13 protein-coding genes are annotated in these 13,625 nt (G+C 75.3%); 6 read left to right on the forward strand and 7 right to left on the reverse strand.

Going from position 1 to position 13,625, the window contains the following annotated elements:
- Window positions 1–47: 47 nt before the first annotated feature.
- The 3 genes from ACP7CD_RS10910 to ACP7CD_RS10920 form a co-directional block, all read right to left on the reverse strand.
- A complete protein-coding gene (locus tag ACP7CD_RS10910) occupies window positions 48–410 on the reverse strand; it encodes a hypothetical protein (protein ID WP_426120188.1) in 363 nt (120 codons plus the stop codon).
- A 247-nt stretch (window positions 411–657) separates the two neighbouring features.
- Window positions 658–1,338, reverse strand: coding sequence for a YqjF family protein (locus tag ACP7CD_RS10915; protein ID WP_426120301.1), 681 nt, complete (start codon window positions 1,336–1,338; stop codon window positions 658–660).
- A 49-nt stretch (window positions 1,339–1,387) separates the two neighbouring features.
- The gene (locus ACP7CD_RS10920; RefSeq protein ID WP_426120189.1) at window positions 1,388–1,651 is read right to left on the reverse strand and encodes a hypothetical protein; all 264 of its coding nucleotides are present in this window, start codon (window positions 1,649–1,651) and stop codon (window positions 1,388–1,390) included.
- Between the two features lie 196 nt (window positions 1,652–1,847).
- Between ACP7CD_RS10920 and ACP7CD_RS10925 the strand changes: the two genes are divergently transcribed.
- On the forward strand, window positions 1,848–2,726 hold the full coding sequence (locus tag ACP7CD_RS10925; protein WP_426120190.1) for a serine hydrolase: 879 nt from the start codon (window positions 1,848–1,850) through the stop codon (window positions 2,724–2,726).
- A gap of 17 nt (window positions 2,727–2,743) precedes the next feature.
- Here the strand turns inward: ACP7CD_RS10925 and ACP7CD_RS10930 are convergent, their stop codons facing one another.
- Complete coding sequence (locus ACP7CD_RS10930; RefSeq protein ID WP_426120191.1) at window positions 2,744–4,432, reverse strand: ABC-F family ATP-binding cassette domain-containing protein; 1,689 nt, start codon at window positions 4,430–4,432, stop codon at window positions 2,744–2,746.
- A 261-nt stretch (window positions 4,433–4,693) separates the two neighbouring features.
- Between ACP7CD_RS10930 and ACP7CD_RS10935 the strand changes: the two genes are divergently transcribed.
- Window positions 4,694–5,629, forward strand: coding sequence for a helix-turn-helix domain-containing protein (locus ACP7CD_RS10935; protein ID WP_426120192.1), 936 nt, complete (start codon window positions 4,694–4,696; stop codon window positions 5,627–5,629).
- A gap of 5 nt (window positions 5,630–5,634) precedes the next feature.
- Window positions 5,635–6,609, forward strand: a complete 975-nt coding sequence (locus tag ACP7CD_RS10940; RefSeq protein WP_426120193.1) for a helix-turn-helix transcriptional regulator — start codon at window positions 5,635–5,637, stop codon at window positions 6,607–6,609.
- Between the two features lie 8 nt (window positions 6,610–6,617).
- On the opposite strand, the gene ACP7CD_RS10945 is transcribed toward ACP7CD_RS10940, so the two are convergent.
- A complete protein-coding gene (locus tag ACP7CD_RS10945; protein WP_035924420.1) occupies window positions 6,618–7,313 on the reverse strand; it encodes an SCO1664 family protein in 696 nt (231 codons plus the stop codon).
- A gap of 10 nt (window positions 7,314–7,323) precedes the next feature.
- A complete protein-coding gene (locus ACP7CD_RS10950) occupies window positions 7,324–7,968 on the reverse strand; it encodes an MSMEG_4193 family putative phosphomutase (RefSeq protein ID WP_426120194.1) in 645 nt (214 codons plus the stop codon).
- Window positions 7,969–8,063: 95 nt separating this feature from the next.
- On the opposite strand from ACP7CD_RS10950, the gene ACP7CD_RS10955 reads away from it, so the two are divergent.
- Complete coding sequence (locus ACP7CD_RS10955) at window positions 8,064–9,476, forward strand: magnesium chelatase (protein WP_426120195.1); 1,413 nt, start codon at window positions 8,064–8,066, stop codon at window positions 9,474–9,476.
- Window positions 9,477–9,534: 58 nt separating this feature from the next.
- Window positions 9,535–11,523, forward strand: coding sequence for a vWA domain-containing protein (locus ACP7CD_RS10960; protein ID WP_426120196.1), 1,989 nt, complete (start codon window positions 9,535–9,537; stop codon window positions 11,521–11,523).
- Window positions 11,524–11,544: 21 nt separating this feature from the next.
- Here the strand turns inward: ACP7CD_RS10960 and ACP7CD_RS10965 are convergent, their stop codons facing one another.
- On the reverse strand, window positions 11,545–12,627 hold the full coding sequence (locus ACP7CD_RS10965) for a DUF808 domain-containing protein (RefSeq protein WP_426120197.1): 1,083 nt from the start codon (window positions 12,625–12,627) through the stop codon (window positions 11,545–11,547).
- A gap of 239 nt (window positions 12,628–12,866) precedes the next feature.
- Here ACP7CD_RS10965 and ACP7CD_RS10970 point away from each other — a divergent pair, with 239 nt between their 5' ends.
- Window positions 12,867–13,586 carry an alpha/beta hydrolase gene (locus ACP7CD_RS10970; protein ID WP_426120198.1) on the forward strand — a complete coding sequence of 240 codons (720 nt, stop codon included), beginning with the start codon at window positions 12,867–12,869 and terminating at the stop codon, window positions 13,584–13,586.
- Window positions 13,587–13,625: the final 39 nt, after the last annotated feature.

The following is a 13,625-nucleotide window of genomic DNA, read 5'->3' on the forward strand; positions in this document are numbered from 1 at the left end:
GCCGCCGGACACCGGGCCGGACCGGGAGGCGCCGGACGGGGCGCCGCTCAGAACGCGTCGTCGATGGCCACCGGCCGGCCGTGCCGGTCGTAGTAGTAGACCCCCTGCGTCTCCGGTGTCCCGTCGGCGGGGTCCTCCGGCGGCTCCGCCGGGAGGTCGCCGCCGCCCCGGGCGCCGAGCGCGAGCGCACCGACGGACACGAGCAGCAGGAGCACCACCGTGAGCAGCGGCCCCAGGGGCACGGCGCGGACGAGGACGGCCAGGACCACGGTCAGCGCGAGGAGCAGGAGCAGGGCGCCCGTGGCCGCGGGCTCGAACGCGCGACCGGGGCGGGCGGCGCCCGGCTCGGCCGAGGACCGGGCGGAGAAGTCGGGCAGCTGGGGCAGCTCGGGAACGAGCGGAGTGGTCACGGCGGGCCTTTCGCATGCGGCTCCCCCGGTGGAACGGTCCCGGCGGTGAGCGGCTCCGGGAGCGACCTCGACCGGAGTCCCCCCGGTCGCTCCTGCGGGAGTTGATTCCATCCTGGACCTCTCACGCGCTCCTGGCCTGCCCACTCTTGTGGGGCTGTCGGGCACCGGACGGGTCGATCCGGGGGACGGAGGGCCGCGGACGGTGCGCGGGCAGGCACGGTCCGGCGGACGCTGCCGGACCGGTGGATCAGGGGCTGCGCACCGTCCGGGGCCGCCCGATCCGGGTCCGGACGCCCGGCGAGAACAGCACGGACTCGGGCGGGCCGTCGACGTCGAGACCGGCCGCGGCCAGCAGTCCGTCCTCGAGGTGCACGACCGCCGCGGGGTGCAGCGGCCACGGCTCGTGCGAGACGGGGACGTGCACCGTGCGGCCGGCGAACCGGCTGTGCAGACCGAACCGCGCGGTGAGCTCCAGCGACAGCTCGTCGTCGGCGCGGATAGTGCGGTCCGGGTGCACGGCGAAGGAGGACGTCGTCCGTCCGCGGCGCCGGACGACGTCGTACCCGTAACCCGGCCCCGCCCCGTCGGGGGCGACGGCCCGGCACTGCGACCACACATAGGGCAGACCGGCCGTGCGGGCGCCGAGGACCACCGCGAGCCGCGGGGCGTCGAGGGACAGGAACACCACTGCGCGCGTGCCGTCCGGCCCGCGGGAGTAGAGGCGCACGTTGATCTCGGGGAAGCTTCCCCAGTAGGGCAGGGGCACCGCGGCGCCGAGCCGGATCCGCTGCATCCGGAAGCCGACGAGGCCCGCCCAGGCGGAGCCGTCGACCACGTCAGCCCGGACGCCCGGCGGCATCCGCGCGGCCGCGGCGGACACGGGGATCCGCCAGTGCAGGAAGACGGCGTCCTCCCAGCGCTGGTCCATCAGGTGGGGGCGCGGCAGCCCCGGCGCCGCCGGCCAGGGAGCCGCCGGATCAGCCGTTCTCCTGCTCGTCATCCTGTTCCATGGGACCCTCGCCCTCCGTGGGACTGATGGGCCCGGTCGTGTTCTCCTCCTCGGTGGCGTCCGTGGCTTCGTCCTCGGCGGTCTCCTCGCCTCCGGCGGGGGCCTCCTGCTCCGTGCCCTCCTCGCCGCCGGACCCGGGGTCGTCGCACCCCGCGAGTCCCAGGGCGGCGAAGGACAGGAACCCGATCGCCAGCGTCCTGCGCCACCAGCCCTCGCCCGCAACTGCTGTCATGACCCCTCCTCGGTGGTTCTGCATGAGCCTCAAAGGTAAGCACGCTTCACAAACCGGTGCAACAGAGGGGACAGGATTGACGGAAGATGCTCAGCAGAAAACCAGGACGGCGCCGGTACGGTCGGGAACGGGACCGGCGCCTGCCGCCGGGGCGAACCGCCCGCGTCCCCGTCCGTCCGGGAACGAAAGGCGCACCGTGCGCACGAGCTGTCGAGGGACCCGATCCGGCCGCGCCGCGGCGCTGGGCCTCGCCCTCGCCCTCCTCCTCGGCGCCTGCGGCGGGGACGGCGCCGTGCCGGCCGCCGCCCCGACGGCCGAGGCCGCCGCCGCGGGCCTGGCGGCGGACTTGGAAGAGCTCGCCGCCGAGGTGCCCGGGGAGCTCGGGGTCGTGCTGCTCGACCCGGAGGGCGGGGAGGTGGTGGCCCGCAACGCGGACCGCCCGTTCACGAGCGCGAGCCTGTACAAGCTCTTCCTGGCCCATGCGGTCCTCGACCGGGCCGACCGGGGCGCCCTCGCCCTCTCGGATGTCGTGCCGGGACTGGGCCTCACGGTCGAGCAGGCCCTCGACGTGATGATCAGCTGGTCGGACAACGCCTCCGGTGCGGCACTGGGCCAGTGGCTCGGGTGGGAGCAGGTCGAGGCCTTCGCGCACGGGCAGGGCTTCACGGCCACGACCTTCGACCCCGACACCGGCTCCCAGGACGTCGTCGCGATGACCACCACTCCCGCGGACGTCGCCGCCCTCCTGGAGCGCCTGCGCCGCGGTGAGCTGCTCTCCGGCCCCTCCACCGCCCTGCTCCTCGGGTTCCTCGAGGAGCAGCACCTCGACTACGCCCTCTCCTCGGGCTTCTCCCCGGACGTCGGCTTCGCGCACAAGACCGGTCTGCTGGTGGACGTCTCGCACGACGCCGGGATCGTCGAGCTCGGCGGGCACGACTACGTCGTCGCCGTCCTGACCGACGGGTGGTCCGACTACGAGGAGTCGGCGCCCTGGTTCGGGGACGCCGGGCGGGAGATCGAGGCGTACGTGCGGGAGGACACCGGCACCTCCCCCCGCCCGGCCGCGGCACCGTAGGCGGGTGCTGCGGGCGGTCAGTCCGTCCCGGAGCGCACCCGGAGCACCCGGCCCCGCCAGCGCCGCCGGACCCACCGGTCGTGCGTGGCCAGCACCACCGTGCCCGGGTAGGCCTCCAGGGCCCGTTCGAGCTCCTCGGCCAGGGCCAGCGACAGGTGGTTGGTGGGCTCGTCCAGGAGCAGCAGCGGGGCGGGCTCCGCGACCAGGGCCGCGAGCGCCACCCTCCGGCGCTGCCCGGGGGAGAGCTCCCCGAGGGGGCGGCAGGCGTCGCCGGCGCGCAGGAGGCCGAGCTCCTCCAGCGTCGGGGCGCCGCTGCCGTCCCGCAGCCGGGAGCGGAAGGCCGCCTCGGCCGGGCACGCCAGGTCCGGCCAGGAGTCGTCCTGGGCCAGGCGGCCGACGACGACGGGGCCCTGGCGCTCCACGGTCCCGCCGTCGGCGCGCAGCTCCCCCGCCAGCACGGCGAGCAGCGTCGACTTCCCGGTGCCGTTCGGGCCCTCGACCAGCAGTCGGTCCCCGGCGCGCAGCTCGAGGTCGGTCGGCGCCAGTCGCCCGTCCACATGTGCCCCGGTCAGTCGGACCAGCGGGACATCGGCGTCGGCCCCGGTGTCCGCGCCCCGGTCGAAGCCCGCGAAGCGCAGGGGCGCCGGCGGGGCGCCGACCGCGGTGCGCTCGAGCTCGGCCAGCCGGTGGCGGGCCGAGCGCACCCGCCCGCCGATGGTCTTGGCGGCGCGGTCGCTGTAGAACTTCCGGGTGATCCGGCCCTCGGACTTCGGGGCCGTGGTGTGGAAGACCTCCCGGCCGGAGACCTCGGCGATCTCCCGCAGCCGCTCCCGCTCCTGCCCCTGGGCGGCGAAGCGCTCGGCCCAGCGGCGGCGGGCGAGCTCCCGCTGCCGGAGGTAGGAGCTGTAGCCGCCCGAGGACGCCGTGCCCTGCCGGGGCGGGCCGCCGGCGGACTCGTCGGGGCCCAGGGCGGGGTCGAGGTCGACCACCCCGGTGGCCACCTCGTCCAGGAACCACCGGTCGTGGCTGGCCAGGAGCACCGGGCCCCGCCAGGCGGCCAGCTCGGCCGCGAGGAAGTCGACGGCGTCGTCGTCGAGGTGGTTCGTCGGCTCGTCGAGCAGCAGCGCCGTGGGCCGGGCCAGCAGCAGCGCCGCGAGCGCGAGACGGCGCCGCTGCCCGCCGGACAGCTCCCCGACCGCCCGGCTCCTCGGCAGCCGGGCCAGCCCGAGCCCGCTCAGGACCGTCTCGATGCGGGCGTCGAGGGCCCACAGCCCGTGGCGCTCGGCGTCCCGGAGCGCGGTGTCGTAGGCGTCCGCCGTCGCGGGGTCGTCGGGCGCCGCGGCGATGCCTGCGGCGAGCGCGGCCAGCCGGTGCTCCAGGGCGCGGACCTCTCCGACGGCCTGCTCGACCACCTGCTCCAGGGTGGTGGCGGCGGGGAGGTCGAGCTCCTGGTGGAGCAGTCCGGTGCGCTCGGGCCGGTGCACGGTGCCGGTGCCCGGCACCAGGATTCCGGCCGCCACGTGCAGCAGGGTGGTCTTGCCGGCGCCGTTCTCCCCGATCAGGCCGGTGCGATCACCGGCGGCGACGGTCAGGGACACGTCAGTGAGGACCCGGCGGCCGGGGTGGCTGACACCGATGCCGTCCAGGCGCAGGTGGGCGGGGCGGTGCGGGGCGGCGGTCTCCGCCGAGGGCGCGGTGGTGGTCATGGTGCGGTCCTGTCGATGCTGGGGGTCGGGCCCGCCGGGCGAGTGCGGCACCGGATGCGCGGAGCCTCCTGGGCTCGGATCGACGGTGCCGGCCGCGGACGCGGGCCGGGGCATCAGGACAGGAACATGGCCACCAAGGTACGCCCGGGCGGGCGTGGCGGGCAAGGGCCCCGGCGGACCCGCCCACCGGGCGGTCCGCGGTCGACTCCCGCCGCGGTCGGGCGTAGCCTGCGGACCATGGACTCCCAGGTGCAGCGGGCTGTGTTCAGCACCCGCGACCCGGCCGAGGGCATCGCGGTGCTCGACGAGGTCTTCGCCATCCGGGGCGTGCGCCGGTCCCCGGACGGCGGCTTCGACATGACCCTGGCCTCGACCGGGATCGACTTCGTCGCCTACGAGCGCGTCCGGCTGAAGGGCTCCTCGTGCACCGGCCGCACGGACGGCGCCGGCGTGCTGCGGGTGTGCCACGTGACGGGGGGCGTGCTGAGCGCCACCAGCGCCGGCGACCGCTTCCCCCGCACCGGGCCCTTCCTGTTCCCGCAGCGCACCTTCACCAGCTGGTGGGACGACCTCGAGGCGACCACCGTGTCCCTGGACCCCGCCGCGGTGGAGGACCACGCCCGGCGGCTGCTGGGGAACGAGGGCTTCCGGCTGCAGTTCACGGGGACCCGCCCGGTGTCCCCGGCCATGACCCAGTACTGGCGCGGGACGGTCTCCCACTTCGCCCGCGACCTCCTGCCCGACGACCGGGCGCTGAGCAGCCCCCTGATCCGGTCCGAGGCCGCCCGCTCCCTCGCCACCGTCCTGCTGCACACCTTTCCCGGGACCTTCCTGGACCGCAGCGGGACGGCCGCCGGGCAGACCCGCCCGGCTCCGGCCGGGGTGCGGCGGGCGGTGGCCTTCATCGAGGAGCACGTGGCCGCGGACATCGGACCGGCCGACATCGCCGCCGCCGCCCGGATGAGCGTGCGCGGTCTCCAGGCGGCCTTCCGCCGGGAGCTGGACACCACCCCCATGGCCTACCTGCGCGCCGCGCGGCTCGACGCCGTCCACCGGGAGCTGCTGGCCGCCGACCCCACCACCGGCTCGACCGTGGAGGCGGTCGCCGCGCGCTGGGGCTTCGGCCACCGCGGCCGCTTCGCCGCCGCCTACCGGGACCGGCACGGCCAGGCCCCCGCCACCACCCTGCGGAGCTGACCGGGATGCCCCAGGAGACGGAGCGGGCGCCGGGGACGCCGGTCCAGCTGCACGTGGCGACCACCGACCCGGAGGTGGCCAACGAGGCGCTGCAGCAGATCTACACCAGTGCGCGCATGGGCACGGTCGCCGACGAGTCGTCCTTCCTGTACCGCCATGACGTGCTGGGCGACACCGACCTCAGTCTGGGCCGGCTCACCTTCCGCGGCAGCATCGCCGGCCGGATGGTGCTCGACGACGTGTTCTCGGTCGTGCTGCCCCGCGCCGGGGGCGTCGACTGGAGCATCGACGGCCGGACGGGCAGCGGGCTCGGGGTGTTCCTGCTGCAGCCGGGCCAGGAGTACTACGGCGAGGTGGACCAGCTGCTGGTCGACTCGCTCACCATCGGCCTGTCCACGCTGCGGGAGACCGCCCGGACGGCGCACGGGGACGAGTCCCTCGAGGTCGCCTTCCAGGGCCCGCGCCCGCACTCCCCCGCCCGGGAGAGGCACTGGAGGAGCACCTTCGCGTTCGTGCAGCAGGTCCTGGCCGACCCCGAGGTCGCCTCCGTCCCCCTGCTGCGCGCGGACCTGCGGCGGCGGATGGCGGTGGCGACCCTCGAGGCGTTCGTCCTGACCGGGGAGCCCGTGGCCCGGCGCGCGTCGGCCGCCGGGCAGCAGGCGGCCTACCGGCGGGCCGTCGAGTTCCTGCACGCCGCCGCGTCCTCGCCGATCACGGTCGAGGACGTCGCCCGCCACGCGGAGGTGAGCACCGTGGAGCTCGTCCGGGTCTTCCGCTCCCACACCGGGACCACGCCGGGGGCCTATCTGCGCGAGCTGCGGCTGGTGGCCGCCCACGACGACCTGGTGCGGGGGGACCCGGCCCGCGGCGACACCGTGCGCGGCATCGCCCGGCGCTGGGGCATGACCCACACCGGCGACTTCGCGCGCCGCCACCGGCAGGCCTACGGCGAGAACCCCGCCGCCACCCTGCGCCGCTGAACGTCCAGCTAGAGCAGCGGCCAGGGGATCCGGCGGCCGGTGACGTCGACCGGCAGGACCGCCTCGTCGAGGAGCCGGCGCACCCGCCGCCGCAGCGCGGCCACCTCCTCGGCGTCGAGGAGCTCGGCGAGCTCGGCGGGGACGTCGTCGGCCAGCGGGGCGATGTCCCGGAGCAGGTCCTGGGGCACGGGCTCGCCGGAGAAGTCCCAGACGACGGTCCGCAGCTTGAACGCCGCCGCGAAGCACAGACCGTGGTCGATCCCCCAGATCCGGCCGTCGGCGCCCCGCAGCACGTGGCCGCCCTTGCGGTCGGCGTTGTTGGCCACGAGGTCGAACAGCGCGATCCGGCGCAGGGCGTCGTGGGTCTCGGGGGCGGTGTCGTAGAGGGTGAAGTAGTGCTGCCGGGGGTCGTGCTCCACGAACCGCTGCAGGGACCCCGTGCCGAACGGGCCGTCCTGGCGCAGGACGGTGGGCGGGACGATGCCCCAGCCCAGGAACTCGCTCAGCACGTACGCGGCGCGCTCCCGCCGGTGCAGGCCGGGGCGGAAGTCGAGCAGCGGCCGCTCGCCCTCGAGCGGCTTGTAGATCCCCCAGGCCGTCTCCTCCTCGAGCGTGACCTCGACGAGCAGCGCCGAGTTGCTGCTCTCCCGGATCAGTCCGAGGAGCTCCAACCGGCCCTCCGTCAGGAGCACGAGCTCGCCCATCAGCGTCCGCTCACGACACCCTCAGGCCGGCCAGCGGCTGGTCCGTGGAGTTCACGGTGAGCACGGCCGGCGCCTGCCCCGGCGCGTACGAGATCGCCGAGACGGAGCACGGGCTGACCACGATCCGCTGGAACAGGTCCAGGTGCGTGCCCAGGGCGTGGGCGAGGGCCGCCTTGATGGGGTCGGCGTGCGAGAAGCAGACCACCACCCCGCCCTCGTGGGCGGCGCGCACCCGGTCCACGGCGCCCACGGTGCGCGCCTGCATCTCGGGGAAGCTCTCGCCGCCGGGGAAGCGGAAGGTCGAGGGCGCCCGCTGGACGGTCGACCACGCCTTGAGCCGGGAGAGCCGGGCGAGCTCCTCGCCCGTCCACTCCCCGAAGTCGCACTCGAGCAGTCCCGGCTCCACGACGGCCTCCCGGCCGGTCCGGGCCGCGGTCGGCGCCGCGGTCTCGCGCGTGCGCTCGAGCGGGGAGGTGTACACGGCGTCGACGCGCACGCCCGCGAGCCGCTCCGCCACCCGGTCCGCCTGGGCCCGGCCGCGCTCGGACAGGTGCAGGCCGGGGGCCCGCCCCGGCAGGACCTTGCCCGTGGTGGGGGTCTCCCCGTGCCGCACGAGCAGGACGAGGGTGCTCCGTGGTGCCTTGCGAGTGACCATGATGCACCAGCGTACTGGCGGGGGGCCCGGGGCCACAGGGGCCCGGGGTCCGTCGTGGTCGGGCGCCCTCTTGACGCCGGGGTTAGGTTGGCGCTGTGACTGATCGCACCGATCACCCTGACATCCGCACGCTCGGCGAGCTCCGCGCCGCCGGCGTGACCCACCGGACGCTGCGCGAGGAGATCCGCGAGAACCTCCTGCGCACGCTGGCCGAGGGCGGTGACCCCTGGCCGGGCCTGCACGGGCTCGAGCGCACGGTCCTGCCGCAGCTCGAGCGGGCCCTGCTCGCCGGCCACGACGTGGTGCTGCTGGGCGAGCGCGGCCAGGGCAAGACCCGACTGCTGCGCACCCTCGCCGGCCTGCTCGACGAGTGGTCCCCGGCCATCGAGGGGTCGGAGCTCAACGAGCACCCCCTGGAGCCGCTGACCGAGGCGTCGCGGCGCCGGATCCTGCTCGAGGGCGACGAGCTGCCCGTGGTCTGGCGGCACCGGTCGGAGCGCTACGTCGAGAAGCTCGCCACCCCGGACACCTCCGTGGCGGACCTCATCGGGGACGTGGACCCGATGCGCGTCGCCGAGGGCCGGCGGCTCGGGGACCCGGAGACCATCCACTACGGGCTCGTGCCCCGCTCGCACCGCGGGATCGTGGCGATCAACGAGCTGCCCGACCTGGCCGAGCGCATCCAGGTGGCCATGCTCAACGTGATGGAGGAGCGGGACATCCAGATCCGCGGCTACGTCCTGCGGCTGCCGCTGGACGTGCTCGTGGTGGCCACGGCCAACCCCGAGGACTACACGAACCGCGGCCGGATCATCACGCCGCTCAAGGACCGGTTCGGCGCCGAGATCCGCACCCACTACCCGCTCGAGCTGGAGGACGAGATCGCCGTGATCCGCCAGGAGGCCGAGCTGATCGCCGAGGTCCCGGACACGATCCTGGAGACCCTGGCCCGGTTCACCCGCCTGCTGCGGGAGTCCTCCGCGGTGGACCAGCGCTCGGGGGTGTCGGCGCGCTTCGCCATCGCGGGCGCGGAGACGGTCGCGGCCGCGGCACTGCGCCGCGCCACGATCCGCGGCGAGGCGGAGGCGGTCGCGCGGATGGTGGACATGGAGACGGCCACCGACGTCCTGGCCGGCAAGATCGAGTTCGAGTCCGGCGAGGAGGGCCGCGAGCGCGCGATCCTCGACCACCTGCTCCGCCGGGCCACCGCCGAGACCGTGCGCGGCCGCTTCCGCGGTCTCGACCTCGGGCCGGTCGTGGAGGCCTTCGACGGCCGCACGACCGTGTCCACCGGCGACGACGTCTCCGCCCAGGACTTCCTCGCCGGGCTCCCCGAGCTGAGGCACGACGACGACGGGGCCGCGACCGCCTACGACGAGATCGCCGCGCGGCTCGGCGCGAGCACGCCGGGCCAGCGCGCCAGCGCGATCGAGCTGGCGCTGGAGGGGCTCTACCTCGCCCAGAAGATCTCCAAGGACGCCGACGGGGCCGGCACCGTCTACGGCTGACCGCACGGCAGGCACCAGGACCCGCACCGGGACACAGAGAAGACACAGAGGGGGCGTCATGCCCGCACACCACCGGTCCTCGAGGTACGGCCGGTACACCGGAGGACCCGATCCGCTGGCCCCGCCGGTGGACCTGTCCGAGGCGCTCGAGGCCGTCTCCGAGGACGTCATGGCCGGGTACTCGCCGGAGGACGCGCTGCGCGAGTTCCTCCGGCGGGGCGGCCGCGGCCGCGACGGCCTGGACGACCTGTCCCGGCGCCTGCAGCAGCGCCGGCGCGAGCTGCTGAAGCGCCACGGCCTGGGCGGCACGCTCGAGGAGGCGAAGAAGCTGCTGGACAAGGCGCTGCGCCTGGAGCGCGAGCAGTTCCTGCGGGACGCCCGGATGGACCCGATGGACCGCTCCTTCCGGGAGATGCAGCTCGACGGCCTGCCGAGCTCCACGGCCGCCGCCGTCAGCGAGCTCGCGTCCTACGACTGGCAGTCCGGGTCCGCCCGGGAGACGTACGAGCAGATCAAGGACCTCCTCGGCCGCGAGCTGCTCGACCAGCGCTTCGCCGGGATGAAGCAGGCCCTGGAGAACGCCACGGACGCCGACCGGGAGGCCGTGGCCGAGATGCTCCGGGACCTCAACGAGCTGCTCGAGAAGCACGGGCGGGGCGAGGACACCGAGGAGGACTTCCAGGACTTCATGGCGAAGCACGGGAACCACTTCCCCGAGAACCCGCAGTCGGTCGACGAGCTGATCGACGCCCTGGCCCAGCGCGCCGCGGCGGCCCAGCGGATGCTGAACTCCATGTCCCCCGAGCAGCGCCAGGAGCTGATGCAGCTCTCCGCCCAGGTGTTCGGCTCCCCCGGGCTGATGGACCAGCTCGGCCGGCTCGACGCGAACCTGCAGGGGCTGCGCCCCGGCGAGGACTGGGGCGGGTCGGAGGGCTTCGAGGGCCAGGACGGCCTGGGCCTCGGCGACGGGACGGGCGTGCTCCAGGACATCGCCGAGCTCGACACCCTCGCCGAGCAGCTGGCGCAGCACCACCGGGGCGCCAACCTGGACGACATGGACCTCGACGCGCTCGCGCGCCAGCTGGGCGAGGACGCCGCCGTCTCGGCCCGGACCCTCGCCGAGCTGGAGCGGGCGATGCGGGACAGCGGCTACCTGCAGCGCGGCGCCGACGGGGACCTGCGGCTCTCGCCCCGCGCCGTGCGCCGGATCGGGAAGGCGCTGATGCGGGACGCCGCGCAGAACCTGTCCTCCCGGACCGGTCAGCGCGACACCCGCCTCGCCGGGGCGGCCGGCGAGCCCTCCGGCGCCACCCGGGAGTGGCAGTTCGGGGACGCCGAGCCGTGGGACACCACCCGCACCATCACCAACGCGATCCGGCGCACGGCCGCCGAGGGCGGCGACGCCCGGCGCGGGCTGCGCCTCGACGTCCGCGACATCGAGGTGGCCGAGACCGAGGCGCGCACGCAGGCCGCCGTCGTCCTCCTTGTGGACACCTCCTTCTCCATGGCCGCCGAGGGGCGCTGGGTGCCCATGAAGCGCACGGCGCTCGCGCTCCACCACCTCGTCTCCACCCGGTTCCGGGGGGACCAGCTGCAGATCGTCGCGTTCGGCCGCTACGCCCGCGCCCTGCCGGTCGACGAGCTCACGGGGCTGCCGCCGGTGCGGGAGCAGGGCACCAACCTGCACCACGCGCTGCTGCTCGCCACGCGGTTCTTCCGCAAGCACCCGTCGATGCAGCCCGTCCTGCTCGTGGTCACCGACGGGGAGCCCACGGCGCACCTGCTGCCCGACGGCGAGAGCTGGTTCTCCTGGCCCACGGAGCCGGAGACCCTGCGCGCCACGGTCGAGGAGCTCGACCGGCTCGGGCGCATGGGGGCCCAGGCGACCTTCTTCCGGCTCGGCGACGACCCGGGGCTGGAGCGGTTCCTGCGGCGGATGGCCGAGCGGATCGACGGGCGCGTGGTGGCGCCGGACCCGGGGGACCTGGGCTCCGCCGTCCTGGACGAGTACCTCAACGCCCGCGCCGGGGACCCCGACGACCTCTGAGCGGACTCCCGCCGAGCCCGGTCAGCGGGCCGCCGTGGAGCCCCCGTCGGCCGGCGGGGTGGGGTCGGACGGGCCGGACGGACCCGCACCCTCCTCCGCCGAGGAGTGCTTCCCGTGGTGCTCGCCCTGCGCCTCGTGGGTGCCGTGGGCCGCGTGCTCGGCCTCGTGCTCGCCCTTGCCGAAGGGCAGCAGCTCCCACACCAGCACCAGGACGGCGCCCCAGGCCAGGCCCAGGACCGCGGAGAAGAAGGTGTTCGTGAGCCAGGCGAGCGCCGCGCCGAGACCGCCGGGGACGGCGTCGTGCACGAGCACCTCGACGTGGTGGACGGCCTCGTACGGGGCGTGCCAGCCCAGGTCGTCCAGGCCGACGAGGACGATGTGCCCGCCCACCCAGATCATGGCGGCGGTGCCCACGACCGAGATGACCGTGAGCAGCCCGGGCATGCCCTTCACCAGGCCGTGGCCGATCTTCTGCGTGGTCGGGGAGGACCGTCCGGCCAGGTGCAGGCCGAAGTCGTCCATCCGGATGATCAGCGCCACCACCCCGTAGACCAGGACGGTGATGCCGAGGGCCACGACCACCAGGATGGCCGCCCGCGAGAGCAGCGGCTCGTCGGCCACCTCGTTGAGGGAGATGACCATGATCTCGGCCGAGAGGATCAGGTCGGTGCGCACCGCGCCCCCGACCATCGTGTCCTCCGCGTCCTTGCCCTTCTCGACCACGGGGGTCTTGGTCTTGGCACCGTGGCCCGAGACCTTCGACCAGATCTTCTCGGCCCCCTCGAAGCACAGGTAGCTGCCGCCGAGCATGAGGATCGGGGTGAGCAGCCACGGCGCGAACTGGCTCAGCAGCAGGATGACCGGGAGGATGAAGATCAGCTTGTTGCGCAGCGAGCCCTTGGTGATGCGCCAGATGATGGGCAGCTCGCGGGCCGGGGAGACGTCCTGGACGTACTGCGGGGTCACGGCGGTGTCGTCGACGACGACACCGGCGGCCTTCATGCTCGCCCGGCCCGCCGCCGCGCCGATGTCGTCCACGGAGGCGGCGGTGACGCGGGCCAGGGCGGCGACGTCGTCCAGCAGGGCCATCAGACCGCCGCTCATCGGAGGACCTCCGGCGCGGTCTCAACAGGGGCGGGCGGAGCCGCGGTGGTGATCAGCATGATGACAGAGTAGGGCCTCGGGCGCCCGGATGCTCCCGCGCGGGGCGAACGGGCACCGATGTCCTGCCGTTCCGCGAAGCCGGTGGTGCGCGCCCGGCGCCGGGGGCCGCTCCGGCACCGGACCGTCCACCGCCGAGCAGGAAGCACCGAGCAGGAAGCACCGACCAGGAGGCACCCCGCATGGATCCCGTTCACCCGCCCGCCGGGCCGGCGGTCGCGAGACCGCCCGCGCCGCCGCCCGCGCCGCACGTCGTCGTCCTCCCCGGCGGCGGGTACGCCCGGCACGCGGACCACGAGGGCGAGCCGGTGGCCGCGTGGCTCCGTGGCCTCGGCCTCTCCGCCGGCGTCCTCCGCTACCCCGTGCAGACCAGGCACCCCGCCCCCGTGGACGCGGTGCGCGCCGAGGTGCGCCGGGTCAGGGCGGCCGGGGCCGAGCGGGTCGTCCTGCTGGGGTTCTCCGCCGGCGGGCACCTGGCCGGGCACGCCGCGCTCACCGCCCCGCCCTCGGGGCCCGAACGGGTCGACGCCGTGGTCCTCGGCTACCCGGTGGTGTCCATGCAGCTCGACACGCACCGGGGGTCGCAGGAGGAGCTCCTGGGCCCGGGGCCCTCCGCCGAGGCGCGGGCGGCCACGTCCCTCGACCGGCTGGTGACCCCGGCCGCTCCGCCGTTCTTCGTGTGGCACACCGCCGACGACGCGTCCGTGCCGGTGCAGCACTTCTACCTGCTGGCCCAGGCGCTGGCGCGGCGGGGCGTGCCCCACGCCCTCCACCTCTTCCCCCGCGGACCGCACGGTCTCGGACTGGCCGGCGGCACCGGTGAGCCCGCGTCCTGGCCGGCGCTGTGCGCCGCGTGGCTGGCCGGCCTGGCGGAGGACGTCACACCGCCCGCCTCCCGGTGACGCCTGCCGGTCGACGACGCCTCCTCGAGCAGGCCCACC

It is taken from the genome of Kocuria sp. LHG3120, assembly GCF_049897445.1.
GTDB lineage: Bacteria > Actinomycetota > Actinomycetes > Actinomycetales > Micrococcaceae > Kocuria > Kocuria rosea.

Excerpts from the sequence above, each read along its gene's own strand:
- ACP7CD_RS10915 (WP_426120301.1), bottom strand. The coding sequence starts at position 1,338 with ATGGACCAGCGCTGGGAGGACGCCGTCTTCCTGCACTGGCGGATCCCC.
- ACP7CD_RS10920 (WP_426120189.1), bottom strand. The coding sequence starts at position 1,651 with ATGACAGCAGTTGCGGGCGAGGGCTGGTGGCGCAGGACGCTGGCGATC.
- ACP7CD_RS10930 (WP_426120191.1), bottom strand. The coding sequence starts at position 4,432 with ATGACCACCACCGCGCCCTCGGCGGAGACCGCCGCCCCGCACCGCCCC.
- ACP7CD_RS10940 (WP_426120193.1), top strand. The coding sequence starts at position 5,635 with ATGCCCCAGGAGACGGAGCGGGCGCCGGGGACGCCGGTCCAGCTGCAC.
- ACP7CD_RS10945 (WP_035924420.1), bottom strand. The coding sequence starts at position 7,313 with ATGGGCGAGCTCGTGCTCCTGACGGAGGGCCGGTTGGAGCTCCTCGGA.
- ACP7CD_RS10950 (WP_426120194.1), bottom strand. The coding sequence starts at position 7,968 with ATGGTCACTCGCAAGGCACCACGGAGCACCCTCGTCCTGCTCGTGCGG.
- ACP7CD_RS10960 (WP_426120196.1), top strand. The coding sequence starts at position 9,535 with ATGCCCGCACACCACCGGTCCTCGAGGTACGGCCGGTACACCGGAGGA.
- ACP7CD_RS10965 (WP_426120197.1), bottom strand. The coding sequence starts at position 12,627 with ATGAGCGGCGGTCTGATGGCCCTGCTGGACGACGTCGCCGCCCTGGCC.
- ACP7CD_RS10970 (WP_426120198.1), top strand. The coding sequence starts at position 12,867 with ATGGATCCCGTTCACCCGCCCGCCGGGCCGGCGGTCGCGAGACCGCCC.